Origin of the sequence: Aeromonas sp. 95A, assembly GCF_051919235.1 — a bacterium.
Classification (GTDB): domain Bacteria; phylum Pseudomonadota; class Gammaproteobacteria; order Enterobacterales; family Aeromonadaceae; genus Aeromonas; species Aeromonas veronii.
This window is the reverse complement of the sequence record NZ_JBQBFC010000001.1, coordinates 547381-562196: the sequence shown is the minus strand read 5'-3', so window position 1 is coordinate 562196 and position 14816 is coordinate 547381. Positions and strand designations below refer to the sequence as shown.

Here is a 14816-nt window from a genome sequence, read left to right as displayed (position 1 = left end):
GGGGATCACCACATGAACACGATCAAAGTAGTTGGAATCGATATTGCTAAGTCTGTTTTTCAGGTGTGTGTATGGATGGCTGATGGTTCTGTTGCCTGGAATCGTAAAATATCTCGCCAGAAACTGCTCCACACGTTGCGCCAGTTTCCACCGCAAACACTGATTGCTATGGAAGCTTGCTCAACATCTCATTTCTGGGGACGAGCACTGATATCGATGGGCTATGACGTAAAGCTCATTCCCACACAGCATGTCAAAGCCTTTGCAAGACACCAGAAGAATGATGCCAACGATGCATTAGCTATTTGTGAAACAGCTTGCCGACCAGGGATCCACTTCGTCTCAGTTAAAACTACAGAACAACAAGATATCAAGGCGTTACGTAGTGCTCGCCAGCTCATAGTTGAGCAGCGAACCGCTCTGGCTAACCAACTACGGGCATTACTTGCCGAGTACGGAGTCATTATTCCAGCCGGGTTACAACGCCTGCAACGACAACTGCCAGAAGTGCTTGAAGACGGAGACAATACGATAACCTTCACGCTTCGCCGACTACTGAGCCTGTTACGAGAAGATATGCAGATGCTCACTGAACGGATTGATGTCTTGGATAAGGAACTAGCTGAACTGTCCAGCCAGCAGGTTGCCTATCACCACTTATTGACCATTCCTGGTGTCGGGCCACTGATTGCCGCTGCGGTGGTCAGTGAGGTTGATGCCACCCAGTTTTCCAGCGGCCGTGAGCTTTCTGCTTGGTGTGGCTTAGTCCCTCGACAGCACAGTTCAGGTGGAAAACAACGGCTTTCATCCATGACCAAGAACGGTAATCGTAACTTGAGGACCTTGATCATCCATGGCGCTCGAGCGGTGATGCGTTGTGTGCAAAAACGGGATGACAGTTTAGGGAGATGGGTTAAGGCAATTGAATTGCGGCGTGGCTTCTTGAAAGCCACTGTCGCCCTGGCAAATAAGTTAACTCGGATCATCTGGCGTGTACTAACTGACTCGGTTGATTTCAGTATGAACAGAGCTTTTGCAGGAAGTTAATTTGATATTTGCTTAGAAAATCTACGTTACTGAGTTTGCAGGCACTGATGAAGAAACGGGTACCGTCCTTGTAACAGCCTGAATTAGACCTGGGTATGCATATACCGGTGTAGTGATAAGGAAGCAAGGCTCGGATGACATCATGGCGAGGGAGTTAATCCCATCATAACGCCGGATATATGGTCGCAAACCGTATCAGTTCAGTTCTTGCACAACCCGGGGGCGTCCATATATGGTCTAATCATCCCGGACACCATTTTAGGTGGTACAGTCGCCACCATGACCTGAGGTGTTCAATGACAAGATTACGTCGCTCATTTACTGCCGCATTCAAACTCGAAGCCGCATCCCTGGTACTCGACCAGGGATATTCTGTCCCTGAAGCCAGCCGTTCACTGGATGTCGGTGAAACCGTACTTCGCCGCTGGGTTCAGCAACTGCAATCCGAACGAACTGGCACAACCCCAATCGGCAAAGCACTGACTCCGGAGCAGCAAAAAATTCAGGAGCTGGAAGCCCGTATCAACCGGCTCGAACGTGAAAAGGACATTCTAAAAAAGGCTACTGCTCTCTTGATGGCGGACGAGTTCACACGTACGCGCTGATAGACCGATTAAGGGAGCAAGCCCCCATCACCTTGGTCTGCTGCGCTTTCGATGTTCCAACATCCTGCTTTTACGACTATCTGGCCCGCAGACGGGCGATTAACCGTGAGCGGATACAGCAACGCAGTGAGTTGCGCCGGTTGTTCAAAGAGAGCAGGAGCTCTGCAGGCAGCCGCGCCTTGATGTCGATGATGCGGGAGTTGGGGTATCAGATTGGTCGATTCAAAGTACGTAACCTGATGAAGGAAGCCGGGCTGGTATCCAAACAGCCGGGCGCTCATCGTTATCAGGTCGCCCAGTCTGAGCGACCGGACATTTCCAATCTGCTGGCTCGCGAATTTGATGTCCAGCAACCCAATCAGGTGTGGTGTGGCGATATCACCTACGTCTGGGCAGGTGGACGCTGGCATTACCTGGCAGCGGTGCTTGACCTGCACACCCGGCGGGTCGTGGGCTGGGCGATGTCTGATAAACCTGATGCAGAATTGGCAATCAAAGCACTGGAGATGGCCTATCAGCAGCGTGGTTGCCCATCTGGTGTGCTGTTTCACTCTGACCAGGGCAGCCAATATGGCAGTAGGGCATTTCGGCAACGACTGTGGCGCTATCGCATGACCCAGAGCATGAGTCGGCGTGGCAACTGCTGGGATAATGCCCCGATGGAGCGATTGTTCAGAAGTCTTAAAACGGAGTGGGTTCCGGCTATGGGATACATGAGCGTGCGGGAGGCAAAGCGGGATATCAGTTATTACCTGATGGATTACTACAACTGGCGGCGTCCACATCAACACAATGACGGGATACCGCCAGCAAAAGCCGAAGAACGGCCTAACCAAGTGTCCGGATTTAGTTGACCACTATATTGTTTTTATTGGCTTTTTTCACGGCATACTTCTGCGGCCTCGCCTTCACACTGCGGGGGTAACTCCGCTCCCTTCGCTCCGGTAATACAAACTGCCCCGCCTGCTTATCCAGCTCCTCCACCCGCTTCGGGATACTCCCCGGTGACAGGTACGGCATGCAGCTCAGTTCATGGATGAGGTACACCGATGCCATGTGAAAACTCAGCTGGCTCGCCGTGTATCCCTTCAGACTCGCTGCCATCTTTACCATCTGGCTGCGCAGCAGGTTATACGCCAGCAGCACGCCCCACAGCTCTTGCCGTATCCCCGCCGCCTTCTTGCTGCGCAGGGTCAGCCTGTGTTGTTGCAGGCTGTGCTTCATCTCACGATAGCCCAACTCGATTTCCCAACGATGACCATACAAGTCGACGATATCGGCGCCCACAAAGCGCATCGGGTCGACCATTGAGGTCAATACTTGGCGCTCCTTGCCATTAATGTTTCGGGTCAGCAAGCGGGCTTCCACTGTGTCCGGCAGGTGCGGCCACTTCTTCCTCGCCTGTGGGCTGGTTTTCAGCAAGACCAGTGCATCCTGGCGCCCCAGCTTGCGCACCACCTCGTATTACGTGCCCTTTTTGAGTGGCAGCAGCCAGTGCCGCTCGCTGGCAGTGGTTTGCCAGGCGTGGAGCAGACCGAGAGAGTAAAACCCCTTGTCGAACAGGGTGAGCGAGTGGTCCGGCGTGCGTGCGATGAGTTGCTCGGCCAGTACCATCTCGCTGACGGCGCAGCTCTCCATGACCGTCTGAACAAGCAGGTGACTGGTCAGCTCCATTTGACAAAGCATGCGCACCTGCGGATAAGCGGTCTCGCCATGCCGGGTGCCAGGTTTGGCGAACGCGGCGGCATTGTCCGGGGTATCGGGTGTGCGCCACATCACGCCATCAACGGCGAGCAGTTGCAGCCCGGCCCAACCGGGGTGGTTGGCCTGCTGGTGCCAGAGAGAGGCGGTTTCGTGAAACAGGCGTTCGATGCTCTTGTCCCCCAGTTTTTGGCGAGCTTGCAGGAAGGCGCTGGGGGCAACGAAGGGGCGGTCGCCGGGCAACAGGATATCGAGCTGATTGACGAGCAGGGTCATGGGGATGTGGCGGAAGATAGCCATGCCGATGATGGCCCAGACCAGGCGCTCCATGGGCATACGGCGGCGACGCAGGGTCGCGACACCCTCTTCGGCGAGCAGCGTTGTGATGAGCTCGGGAGCAATGAGGTCTGAGAGTCACTCAAACTGAGCTGCATTGCTGGCGTGGAGGAAATCGAGAACATGAGCGATAAGCATAAAAAATCCGAAACCAATCAACGGGTTTCGGATTTTCACACAACAGAAGGATCGGTCAATGGATCCTTAACTGATCGGCATTACTGTTTTCTCCTGTGTTCGCGCTTTGGATATTTCTGCGAAAGTTTATTCAAAGCGTTAATGTTCAGTATCACGCCTATTGATAATTTCAATACAATATTTTGTCTGTTGGCATATTAAAATCAATCGCAGATATGAAAAAAGGGCCCGCAGGCCCTTAGAAAAATAGCGATATTATCCACCAAACAGATGGTGGCTGACGATGAACAGGCCGCCGGAGAGCAGCATGGTCAGCGGCAGGGTCAGCACCCAGGCCATCAGGATGGTCTTGATGGTCTGGCTCTGCAGGCCGGATTTGTTGGCTACCATGGTCCCCGCCACCGCAGAAGAGAGGATGTGGGTGGTGGACACCGGCATACCGGTCAGACTGGCGACCCCGATGGAGGTTGCAGCAGTGATCTGGGCCGCAATGCCCTGGCTGTAGGTCATGCCGGTGGTGCCGATCTTCTCGCCCACGGTATGGACGATACGACGCCAGCCCACCATGGTGCCGCAACCCAGCGCCAGCGCGATGGAAACGATCACCCAGGTCGGTGCGTATTCAGCGGTCGCGGTCAGATCCTTGCGCCATTTGGCCAGATCGGTCAGCTCCTTGGCTGGCAGCGGCAGCTTGGCAGCCTTGCGGGCGGTGTCATCGATACAGAGCAGCAGACGACGCACTTCGCGGCGGTCGGTCAGGCTCATCTGATCATAAGTACGCACGGCACCCAGACGGGCATCCAGGGTGGCCATCGCCTGCAGCACGCCATCGGCGGAGCAGTGAGTCATCAGCTCTTCCTGAGCCGTTGCCGGTGCAGAGAAGTTGATGACGCCAGAGAGGGCGGACTGGTTGCGCTGGTAGATCTCCATGATGCGCTGGTTGGCATCCTGGGTCCGGTCCAGATCATAGGCGCGGCTGTTCATGTCCAGTGCGAAATAGGCTGGAGCCATACAGATCAGCACCAGCATCACCAGACCGATACCCTTCTGGCCATCGTTGGAGCCGTGCACGAAGCTGACGCCCATGGCCGAGGCCACCAGGGTCAGACGCGCCCAGAACGGCGGGTGTTTCTTGCCATCCACCAGCTGGCGCTCTTCCGGCGTTTTGTGGATCTTGTTGCTGGTCCAGATGCGCTTCATCGCCAGCAGCAGCAGCGCCGCGATGATGAAGCCGATGGTGGGAGAGATGATGAGGGAAAGCATGATGTCGATCGCTTTGCCCACGTTGATCCCTTCTGTCACCGGTTTATGGGTGATCCAGGCATAGGCGCCACCTACCCCCAGAATGGAACCGATCAAGGTATGTGAACTGGAGGCCGGGATCCCGAAGAACCAGGTGCCCAGGTTCCACACGATGGCGGAAAACAGCAAGGAGAAGACCATGATCAACCCTTGGGTGGAGTCCATCCCAAGCAGCAGGTCGATGGGCAGCAGATGGACAATGGCATAGGCCACACCCAGACCGCCGAACATGACGCCAAAAAAGTTGAAGATCCCCGATGCAACGACCGCTAGGTGAGCTGGCATCGCCTTGGTATAGATAACCGTTGCTACCGCGTTGGCGGTATCGTGAAAGCCGTTGATAAATTCATAGGCAAGCACAAAAAAAACGGCCAATACCAAACCGATTGACCACCACAAACCCAAACCACTAAACATTTCAAACATAAAAAAAAGCCTGTTTATGAGTTGCGGCGGATTATGCCAGATGGCGGCCAACACCATAGCCACCATTGAAATATTTCAGCCATAAAAAAAAAGAGCTTTTTGGGAAAAAATATCCTAGAGCCAGTCCTCATGCGGCTTGCCATCGATTAATTAAAGCCGCTAATGATTGCGGGAAAGGGCAAAAATAGCTGACAATTAAGCCAATAATTTCATTTTTATGACGTTTTTATGACAGAAAAACGGGCGAAAGTGGTGATAAAACGTCCCTGCCCCGCCAATCTCATCCGACCAGCACCATCAACCCCATATCCGTTTGATTCCAGATGCAAAAAGGGAGCACCTTGTGCTCCCTTGAATCGTTGCCGTGTTGCCAGTTATCAATCCTGATTGATGCGGCTGGCAACGGCGCCCTGCTGGCTCTTGTACTTGGCATTTTCCCGCTTGTTGTAGGGACGGGCCGCGACGCCGGAGAGCATCTCGAAGTTCAAGGCGCCGATCTTCATCTTCGGACGCAGCGCCAGCGGCAATTTGCCGCCGTTGTAGAACTCCAGCACGATGCGACCGGACCAACCCGGATCGATCCGGTGCGCCGTCACGTGCACCATCAAACCCAGGCGCGCCAGTGAAGAGCGGCCATCCAGCCAGCCAACGATATCGGCAGGCAGAGTAACGGATTCGTAGGTCACCGCCAGCGCCAGCTGACCCGGGTGAAGGTAGAAGGCTTCGCCATCGGGGATGTGGATCTCGTCACTCATCACCCGATCGATGGCATCAGCCATCTCGCTGCTCGGGCCGCTCAGGTCGATATAGGGCGCGGTATGATCGCGAAACACCCGAAACTCGTTACCCAGCAGCACATCGACACTGACACCACTGATCCGCTCTACCCCGGGCCGTGGCTCAATGACGATCTTGCCTTCATCCAGATGGCGTTCAATATCGGTATCACACAGACGCATTGGGCGACTCTCCTGACAAATTGTGCTTTTAAAAAAGCCGGGCATCACCCGGCTTGTTTCATCTTAACCAATCAACATGTGGCGAATACGCGCCTTGAGCATGTCGATGGCGATGCGGTTCTTGCCACCACGGGGCACGATCACATCGGCATACTGTTTGGACGGCTCGATAAACTGCAGGAACATCGGACGCACCGTCTTCTGATACTGCTTGAGCACGGAGTCCATGGTACGGCCACGCTCCTGCACATCACGCACCAGACGGCGCAGCAGGCAGATGTCGAGCGGGGTATCCATGAAGATGGAGGCATCCATCAGATCCCGCAGACGGCTGTCGGTCAGCAGCAGGATCCCTTCCAGAATGATCACCCGGCGCGGGGCAAACGGGGTCACTTCGCTCATCCGGGTGTGTTCGGTGTAGGAGTACTGGGGAATGGCAACCGCGTCACCTTTGACCAGCTGGCTCAGGTGCTGTACCAGCAGGTCGTGATCCAGCGCGTTGGGGTGGTCATAGTTGGTCTTGACCCGCTCTTCCATGGTCAGGTGGGTCTGATCACGGTAGTAGCAATCTTCGGTGATCACACCAATCTGACCTGCGCCCAGTTCGGCCACCAGCTCTTCATAAATGGTCTGGGCTATAAGACTTTTGCCAGACGCAGATGCGCCCGCAATACCGATGATCACACACGAATGTTGAGTATCAGACATGACAAATACCTAAAAGAGAAGAGCAGTGGGGATGGTTTAAACCGATCCATTATATAAAAAAGGGTGGGTCATGCCCACCCTCAATTCCCTTTCAAGTGACCGACCGCCGATTATTCATCCAGCGCCATGGCATAGAGGGGGGTCGCAATCGGTTTTGCGCTGAAAAAGAGTTCAGCCCCTACCCTGCGCGCCAGCTTCAAATAGGCCTGAGCCAGGCTTCCTTCCGGTGCGCCGAACACCGTCGGACAGCCATCATCCATGTGTTGGCGGATATCGATGTGCAGCGGTAATTGACCAAGCAGTGCCACTTGATACTGCTCTGCCATCTTCTGGCCGCCACCGGTACCAAACAGCGGCTCATGATGACCACAGGCGCTGCAGACGTGGTAGCTCATGTTCTCGATAATACCGAGCACTGGCACATTGACCTTGTTGAACATGGCGATCCCCTTGCGGGCATCGGCCAGCGCCACATCCTGCGGGGTGGTGACGATCACTGCCGCCGAGGTAGGCACCTGCTGAGCCATAGTGAGCTGGATATCGCCAGTGCCCGGCGGCATGTCTACCACCAGATAATCCACCTCGCCCCAGCGGGTCTCATGGAGGATCTGCGCCAGCGCCTTGCTCGCCATCGGGCCACGCCAGATGGTGGCATCCTGCTCGGAGACCAGATAGCCGATGCTGTTGCTCTTGAGGCCGCAGGCCATCACCGGCTCCATCAGCTTGCCGTCATGGCTGACCGGGCGCTCCTTGAGGGTGCCCATCATGGTGGGAATGGAAGGGCCATAGATATCGGCATCGAGAATAGCGACCCGCGCCCCCTCTTTTTGCAGGGCCAGCGCCAGATTGACTGCGGTGGTGGACTTGCCTACCCCGCCCTTGCCGGAAGCAACCACGATGATGTTGCGAATGCCCTGCACGGCATTGAGGCCCTGCGCCCGCGGCATGCTGGCGACGTCAATCTCCAATGCCCAGTCGATACGGGCAGCGCCGGTGGCACTACGCAGCCTGGCATCGTAGTTCTCTTTGAGCTGATCGAGCAGCGAGAGACCGGCAAACGGCAAGACCAGCCGGATAGTAAGCCCCTGACCCTGATTGATGATCTCGCGAACGAATCCGGCATCCACCAGATCCTTGTGCCAGCCAGCTGGCTTAAATTCGGCGAGGATCTGTTTTACTGAATCAATCACCATTAACTCCTCATTATCTTGTCATTATCTTGAGGTGAACGGTTACCGCACACAAATCAGTGGCTTGCCTGCCATCGTAACGGCAGGTGCTGCCAAGGTTGGCATAGCCACAACCCTAGGCAGGCTACCCCCAATTCGGGTAACATGCACGGCACTCTATCATCCCAACAAGCACATCAAGAACGTAATATGGCAACTGATCCTCGTAAAATGCTGATAACCTGCGCCCTCCCCTATGCCAATGGCTCCATCCATCTTGGCCACATGCTGGAACATATCCAGGCCGATATCTGGGTTCGTTATCAGCGAATGCGCGGTCATCAGGTGCACTTCATCTGTGCCGATGATGCCCACGGCACCCCGATCATGCTCAAGGCACAGCAGATGGGGATCACCCCGGAAGAGATGATTGCCGCTGTCTCCAAGGAGCACCAGGCCGATTTCGCCGGGTTCAACATCAGCTTTGACAACTATCACTCTACCCACAGCGACGAAAACCGCGAGCTGGCGGAGTTGATCTACGGCCGCCTGAAAAATGGTGGCTTTATCAAGAGCCGCACCATCTCCCAGCTGTTCGATCCGGAAAAATCCATGTTCCTGCCGGACCGTTTCGTCAAGGGTACCTGCCCCAAGTGCAAGTCTCCGGAGCAGTATGGCGACAACTGTGACAGCTGTGGCGCCACCTACAGCCCGACTGAGCTGATCGATCCGAAATCTGCCGTCTCCGGCGCGACTCCGGTAATGAAGGACTCCGAGCACTTCTTCTTCGACCTGCCCCAGTTTGAAAAATGGCTCTCTGAGTGGGTACGTGGCTCCGGCGCCATTCAGGAAGAGATGGCCAACAAGATGCAGGAGTGGTTCGAGAGCGGCCTGCAGCAGTGGGACATCACCCGTGACGCCCCCTACTTCGGTTTCGAAATTCCCGGCGCCCCGGGCAAGTACTTCTACGTCTGGCTCGATGCTCCCATCGGTTACATGGCCTCTTTCAAGAACCTGTGCAACAAGCGTGGCGACATCGACTTTGACAGCTACTGGAAAGCGGACTCCGACGCCGAGCTCTACCACTTCATCGGCAAGGACATCGCCTACTTCCACTGCCTGTTCTGGCCGTCCATGCTGGAAGGTGCCAACTTCCGCAAGCCGACCAAGGTCAACGTGCACGGCTATGTGACCGTCAACGGCGCCAAGATGTCCAAGTCCAAGGGCACCTTTATCAAGGCATCCACCTACCTGAACCACCTGGATCCGGAGTGCCTGCGTTACTACTACGCCGCCAAGCTCAACAGCCGCATCGACGATCTGGACTTGAACCTCGAAGATTTCGTGCAGCGCGTCAACGCTGACGTGGTCAACAAGCTGGTTAACCTTGCGTCGCGCAACGCCGGCTTTATCGCCAAGCGTTTTGGCGGCAAGCTGGCTGCCACCTGCGCCGAACCCGAACTCTACGCCGAATTCGCCAACGCCCGTACCGCTATTGCGGAAGCCTATGAGAGCCGCGAGTTCAGCCGTGCCATCCGCGAAATCATGGCGCTGGCCGACAAGGCCAACCGCTATGTGGATGACAAGGCTCCTTGGGTCATCGCCAAGCAGGAAGGGGCTGACGCCGAGCTGCAAGCTGTTTGCTCCGTCGGTATCAACCTGTTCCGCGTACTGATGGCCTACCTCAAGCCCGTCATGCCGCTGCTGGCCGAGCGTGCCGAAGCCTTCCTGGCCGAAACCCTCAGCTGGGATGGCATCGAGATGCCGCTGGTCGATCACACCGTGGCACCGTTCAAAGCCCTCTTCTCACGCATCGAGCCGGCGAAGATTGAAGCCATGATCGAGGCATCCAAGGAAGACTTGGCCAAAGAGCAGGCACCGAAAGTGAGCGGCCCGCTGGCTGATGACCCCATCAGCGAAACCATCACCTATGACGATTTTGCCAAGATTGACCTGCGCGTCGCGCTGATCAAGAAGGCCGAAGCGGTACCGGAAGCCGAGAAGCTGCTCAAGCTGCAACTGGATATCGGCGGCGAGACCCGTCAGGTGTTTGCCGGTATCAAGTCCGCCTACAACCCGGAAGATCTGGAAGGCAAGCTGACCGTGATGGTGGCCAACCTGGCGCCACGCAAGATGCGTTTCGGCATGTCCGAAGGCATGGTGCTGGCCGCAGGCCCGGGCGGCAAGGATCTCTGGATCCTGGAGCCGCAGGAAGGCGCCCAGCCGGGTATGCGCGTCAAGTAAGCGTATCGCTGACTGCGACCACAGCCAGATAGAGAAGAGAGGCCAAACGGCCTCTCTTTTTTGTCTCACCTGTTTGGCCTTGATAGTTTTTGTAGATGCTGGTCGCGGATGACGTCCGCAGATTGCGGTCTCGGGGCTATCCACCACCGGGATTCGCGGGCGATACATTTTGTTCTGAATACCTGACCACCCGACTTGCCATGTCATCCATGTTGTGGCCTGCCTGCATCGCTAGTTTGAGCGCCACCAGCTCCGCCTGCTGGCAGTCCAGTTGACGCAATCGGGTGGTGATCTTCCCCTTCAACTGCTGTCGCAGTTTCATCTGCTTGCAGGTGTTCCCCTGCTCTGCTCGCAACCTCCGCCGCCATTGCCGCCAATCCTGCAACTGGCCGAGTCGCTCCTGCCAGTGAGTCAGAGTGCTCAACCAACCGGGCTCCCCACTCCCCAGATCCAGCAACAGTTCCACGCCATAACGGGCCTGCTTGATCTCGAGGCGCAGCCGATGCCAGCGGCGCAACTGTTGCTGACGGGAGCTGGCAGATTTCCCAACGCAGGGAATAGGTTCATCGAGAGCGCTCTGCGCCTCATCAAGGCGCAGGGCCAGATGCTGCTGATAGAGGAACGCCAATGCCCGCGCATCCGGCACCTGCGCCACCGCTGCAAGCCAGCGGGCCAGTCGCCTCGACAACAGGGGCACGCGACAGGCCGATTTGTGGGTATTGCCCGTGCTGGCAGGCGGCTTGCCAAAACGCTCGGCGTAGACCTGCGCATCCCGCAGCGCCGAAAGCCGCCCGACCGAACACAGCAGACGCCGCTCCAGCTCGGGATGATAGGTGAGTGGTCGCCACAGGGCGAGCAGTGCCAGCAAGCGGCGCGCCGCGATACGGTAGCCATGCACGGCCGGTTCGCTGGCCTCTTCGCGCACCGCCCGCGCCGCCTCCTGATAACGGGCGACCCAGCTTGTTGCCTGAGTCAGCAACAGACCTTCCTTGTCAGCGTCCATCTCGTCTCCGCCCCTTCAGTTGGTGTGAAAGCCCTGACCGGTGGGCGGCAGCGCCTCCTCATACTCCATCCGAGTCACCCGGGCGGTGCGCGGGCCATGTTCCAGCCAACCCAGCATCATCTGCACCCCCTGCGCGGGGCCGCTGATGAGGATCTCCACCGAGCCATCCTCCAGGTTGTAGGCATGGCCCCGCAAACCCAGTTGCAGCGCCCGCTCGCGGGTGAAATAGCGAAATCCCACCCCCTGCACCTGCCCCCACACCCGAATGACAAACGATTGCTCTCCCATTTCTCACACCTTCCGCTTAAGAAAAAAATTCCCGAGACGATAATGTGCCCGACACTCTATCTCTGCAGGATGCAGCTCCATTATGAAAGAAGTTAAATTCCGGTGGGTTGACCGCTATCTCATTCACCTCACCATCAGTGAAAAATTCCATATCGCGTTCTGGTTACCTCTCTTCATCATCGCCTTTCTCAGCTGGTATATGCTGGCGGCCAGCCATCAGCAGGAGATCTCCCTGCGGGTAGCGCAGTTGCAACAACGGGTCGAAACCACGGCGCAGCTGGTCAGCCAGCAGCCCACTCTGGTGTTGCCTGCTGGTCTGCGTCTGACCCGGCAAGGCAGCAGCGGGTTGCAGCAACAAGGAGAGCACTACCTCTTTAGCGCGCCAGCGGGTCAGGCGGGCTACGTCACCGGTGATCTCGATACCGGCAACCTCTCCATGTGGGAGGGTCAGGGCTCGACCCTGCTCCTGATCGGCGCGCTGGCCGCCCTGATGGCGCTGGTGATCCACTACATGATGACCTTTGTCTCCGGTGCGCTCTACTCCACCAATAAGGCGCTGCAAACCGTGGCGGACGGGGATCTCACCTTCCGACTCAACTTCTTCCCGGTGCGGGACGAGTTCTCCACCCTGGCGGGTAGCATCGACCGCTTTACCGACCGCCAGCACCAGATCGTCAAACTGGTGGAGGAGTCTGCCGAAGCGCTGACCCTGGCCGCCGACGAGTTTCGTGACCATGCACGCGAAGGCGAGACCATGGCGCGTTCCCAGCGCCAGCACATGGATTCACTGGCCACTGCCATGGAGCAGATGTCAGCCGCCATTCGCGAAGTGGCGCGCAATGCCAACGACACCCTGCAGCAGACCCGTCAATCGAGCGAAGAGGCAGCCAATGGCGCCAACCGGGTGGCTCGCACCATCGAAGCGATCCGCACCCTGGCCGACGAGATTGGCAACGCCTCCGGCGCGGTCGAGCGCTTGACCCACAACGCCAACCGGATCAACGAGGTGGTCAACGTCATCAACGCCATCTCCCAGCAGACCAACCTGCTGGCCCTCAACGCCGCCATCGAAGCGGCCCGTGCCGGTGAGCAGGGACGCGGCTTTGCGGTGGTGGCAGATGAAGTGCGTACCCTCGCCAGCCGTACCCAGCAGGCGACGGTGGAGATCCAGCAGATGATCGAAGAGCTGCAGACCGGTACCGGGGCGCTGAACGAGATCATGGGAAAGACTGTAGGGCGCGCCGCCAGCAGCCAGCAGCTCATCAGCGAGGTGGGGCTCGATATCGAGAAGCTGAGCAACCACAGCGATGCGGTGCTGGAGATGAGCACCCAGATCGCCACCTCGAGCGAAGAGCAGAGCTCGGTCGCCGCCGAGATCACCCACAATCTGGATCAGGTGCGCCATGAGGCGGCGCAGGTGGAAGAGTCCGCCAGCGCTTCGGTGGCTGGCACGCAAGGGCTCAAAGCCACCGCCAGCGAGCTGACCCTGGCACTCAAGGGGATTAAGCTCTGACCATAGAGGTGTCAGATCAGGGCAACCCCATCCATTACACAGGGTTGTTTGAGTTTTACCTGCGGGCCACATAGAATGTGGCCCCTTTTCTTTCTACCATCGGCAAACATTCATGAGCGCTTCCATCTATCTCGTCAAAGGCCGCGAAAAATCCCTGCTGCGTCGCCACCCCTGGATCTTCTCCAAGGGGATTGAGCGGGTTCAGGGCAACCCCATTGACGGCGATACCGTCGAGATCTATGCCAACGATGGCAAGTGGCTCGCCCGTGGCGCCTGGTCAGGCAGCTCCCAGATCCGTACCCGGGTCTGGACCTTCGACAAGGATGAGACCGTCGATCTCGACTTCTTTATCCGTCGTCTCAAATATGCGCAGGAGTCTCGCGATCCGCTGATCAAGCGTCAGGGCCTCACCGGCTATCGCCTCTGCGCCGCCGAATCCGACGGCCTGCCGGGTCTGACCATCGACCGTTATGCCGATTTTCTGGTGTGCCAGATCCTCTCTGCCGGTGCCGAGTTCCAGCGTGAGCTGATAACGCAAGCACTGCGTACCCTCTACCCAGAGTGCAGCATCTATGAGCGCTCCGACGTGGCGGTACGCAAGAAGGAAGGGCTGAAAGAGCGCACCGGCGTCATCTATGGCGAGACCCCGAACGAGCCGGTGGTCATCGAAGAGAACGGTGGCGTCAAGATCCTGGTAGACATTCGCAACGGCCACAAAACCGGTTTCTATCTGGATCAGCGGGACAACCGTCAGGCTGCCGCCAAGTACACCGAAGGCAAGCGGGTGCTCAACTGCTTCTGCTACACCGGCGGGTTTGGCGTTTATGCCCTCAAGGGCGGCGCCAAGGAAGTGGTCAACGTCGATCTCTCCCAGAATGCGCTGGATATCGCCCGCCAGAACGCCGAGCTGAACGGGCTGGATACCAGCAACACCCAGTTTGTCCGTCACGACGTATTCAAGCTGCTGCGTGAATACCGCGAGAAGGGCGAGAAGTTCGATGTCATCGTGCTGGATCCGCCCAAGTTTGCCGAGAGCAAGGCCCAGCTGCTAGGCGCCTGCCGAGGCTACAAGGACATCAACATGCTGGCGTTCCAGCTGCTGGCGCCGGGTGGCGTGCTCTTGACCTACTCCTGCTCCGGCCTGATGGAGCAGAGCCTGTTCCAGAAGATCGTTGCCGATGCGGCGCTCGATGCCGGTCGCGATGCCCAGATCCTGGAGCTGCTCTCCCAGGCCTCCGATCACCCTATCGGTACCGCCTATCCGGAAGGCTTCTACCTCAAGGGTCTGGTGGTGCGCGCCCGCTGATCGGCCGTCATCTTCCCTTGTGATCAATCAGGCCCCTTGTGGGCCTGATTGTTTTGCATCGCGCCGTATAA

11 protein-coding genes and 1 pseudogene are annotated in these 14816 nt (G+C 57.3%); 5 read left to right on the top strand and 7 right to left on the bottom strand.

The window, feature by feature from the left end:
- Positions 1–12 precede the first annotated feature (12 nt).
- Both ACTG2U_RS02525 and ACTG2U_RS02520 read left to right on the top strand, forming a co-directional pair.
- The gene (locus ACTG2U_RS02525) at positions 13–1047 is read left to right on the top strand and encodes an IS110 family transposase (RefSeq protein WP_201035198.1); all 1035 of its coding nucleotides are present in this window, start codon (positions 13–15) and stop codon (positions 1045–1047) included.
- A 296-nt stretch (positions 1048–1343) separates the two neighbouring features.
- A protein-coding gene (locus ACTG2U_RS02520) for an IS3 family transposase (RefSeq protein ID WP_439973977.1) occupies positions 1344–2506 on the top strand; the annotation gives its coding sequence in 2 pieces (ribosomal slippage) (positions 1344–1599 and positions 1599–2506; 1164 coding nt in all).
- On the opposite strand, the pseudogene ACTG2U_RS02515 reads toward ACTG2U_RS02520, so the two are convergent.
- The 5 genes and pseudogenes from ACTG2U_RS02515 to apbC all read right to left on the bottom strand — a co-directional run bounded on the left by ACTG2U_RS02515 (position 2499) and on the right by apbC (position 8415).
- Positions 2499–3827: pseudogene (locus tag ACTG2U_RS02515) on the bottom strand (IS4 family transposase). The gene ACTG2U_RS02520 and the pseudogene ACTG2U_RS02515 overlap by 8 nt on opposite strands.
- Positions 3828–4082: 255 nt before the next feature.
- Positions 4083–5555, bottom strand: a complete 1473-nt coding sequence (locus tag ACTG2U_RS02510) for an inorganic phosphate transporter (protein WP_047439689.1) — start codon at positions 5553–5555, stop codon at positions 4083–4085.
- A 377-nt stretch (positions 5556–5932) separates the two neighbouring features.
- Positions 5933–6514, bottom strand: coding sequence for a dCTP deaminase (gene dcd, locus ACTG2U_RS02505; protein WP_005336719.1), 582 nt, complete (start codon positions 6512–6514; stop codon positions 5933–5935).
- Positions 6515–6577: 63 nt separating this feature from the next.
- Entirely contained in the window at positions 6578–7222 is a 645-nt protein-coding gene (gene udk, locus ACTG2U_RS02500) for a uridine kinase (protein ID WP_005345570.1), read from the bottom strand.
- Positions 7223–7332: 110 nt separating this feature from the next.
- Positions 7333–8415, bottom strand: coding sequence for an iron-sulfur cluster carrier protein ApbC (gene apbC, locus ACTG2U_RS02495; protein WP_005345574.1), 1083 nt, complete (start codon positions 8413–8415; stop codon positions 7333–7335).
- A 186-nt stretch (positions 8416–8601) separates the two neighbouring features.
- Between apbC and metG the strand changes: the two genes are divergently transcribed.
- Entirely contained in the window at positions 8602–10635 is a 2034-nt protein-coding gene (gene metG, locus ACTG2U_RS02490) for a methionine--tRNA ligase (RefSeq protein ID WP_421323286.1), read from the top strand.
- Between the two features lie 136 nt (positions 10636–10771).
- Here the strand turns inward: metG and ACTG2U_RS02485 are convergent, their stop codons facing one another.
- Together ACTG2U_RS02485 and ACTG2U_RS02480 are read right to left on the bottom strand one after the other, a co-directional pair.
- Positions 10772–11638, bottom strand: a complete 867-nt coding sequence (locus tag ACTG2U_RS02485) for a CHAD domain-containing protein (protein ID WP_302247480.1) — start codon at positions 11636–11638, stop codon at positions 10772–10774.
- Between the two features lie 15 nt (positions 11639–11653).
- Positions 11654–11926: an acylphosphatase gene (locus ACTG2U_RS02480; RefSeq protein WP_005345583.1), complete on the bottom strand. Its 273-nt coding sequence runs from the start codon at positions 11924–11926 to the stop codon at positions 11654–11656.
- An 82-nt stretch (positions 11927–12008) separates the two neighbouring features.
- On the opposite strand from ACTG2U_RS02480, the gene ACTG2U_RS02475 reads away from it, so the two are divergent.
- Together ACTG2U_RS02475 and ACTG2U_RS02470 are read left to right on the top strand one after the other, a co-directional pair.
- Positions 12009–13439 (top strand): methyl-accepting chemotaxis protein, encoded by a 1431-nt coding sequence (locus tag ACTG2U_RS02475; RefSeq protein WP_439973976.1) that lies wholly within the window; start codon positions 12009–12011, stop codon positions 13437–13439.
- A 112-nt stretch (positions 13440–13551) separates the two neighbouring features.
- Complete coding sequence (locus ACTG2U_RS02470; protein WP_302247478.1) at positions 13552–14745, top strand: class I SAM-dependent methyltransferase; 1194 nt, start codon at positions 13552–13554, stop codon at positions 14743–14745.
- The last annotated feature ends 71 nt before the right edge of the window (positions 14746–14816 follow it).

Excerpts from the sequence above, each read along its gene's own strand:
- ACTG2U_RS02525 (WP_201035198.1), top strand. The coding sequence starts at position 13 with ATGAACACGATCAAAGTAGTTGGAATCGATATTGCTAAGTCTGTTTTT.
- ACTG2U_RS02510 (WP_047439689.1), bottom strand. The coding sequence starts at position 5,555 with ATGTTTGAAATGTTTAGTGGTTTGGGTTTGTGGTGGTCAATCGGTTTG.
- dcd (WP_005336719.1), bottom strand. The coding sequence starts at position 6,514 with ATGCGTCTGTGTGATACCGATATTGAACGCCATCTGGATGAAGGCAAG.
- udk (WP_005345570.1), bottom strand. The coding sequence starts at position 7,222 with ATGTCTGATACTCAACATTCGTGTGTGATCATCGGTATTGCGGGCGCA.
- apbC (WP_005345574.1), bottom strand. The coding sequence starts at position 8,415 with ATGGTGATTGATTCAGTAAAACAGATCCTCGCCGAATTTAAGCCAGCT.
- metG (WP_421323286.1), top strand. The coding sequence starts at position 8,602 with ATGGCAACTGATCCTCGTAAAATGCTGATAACCTGCGCCCTCCCCTAT.
- ACTG2U_RS02485 (WP_302247480.1), bottom strand. The coding sequence starts at position 11,638 with ATGGACGCTGACAAGGAAGGTCTGTTGCTGACTCAGGCAACAAGCTGG.
- ACTG2U_RS02480 (WP_005345583.1), bottom strand. The coding sequence starts at position 11,926 with ATGGGAGAGCAATCGTTTGTCATTCGGGTGTGGGGGCAGGTGCAGGGG.
- ACTG2U_RS02475 (WP_439973976.1), top strand. The coding sequence starts at position 12,009 with ATGAAAGAAGTTAAATTCCGGTGGGTTGACCGCTATCTCATTCACCTC.
- ACTG2U_RS02470 (WP_302247478.1), top strand. The coding sequence starts at position 13,552 with ATGAGCGCTTCCATCTATCTCGTCAAAGGCCGCGAAAAATCCCTGCTG.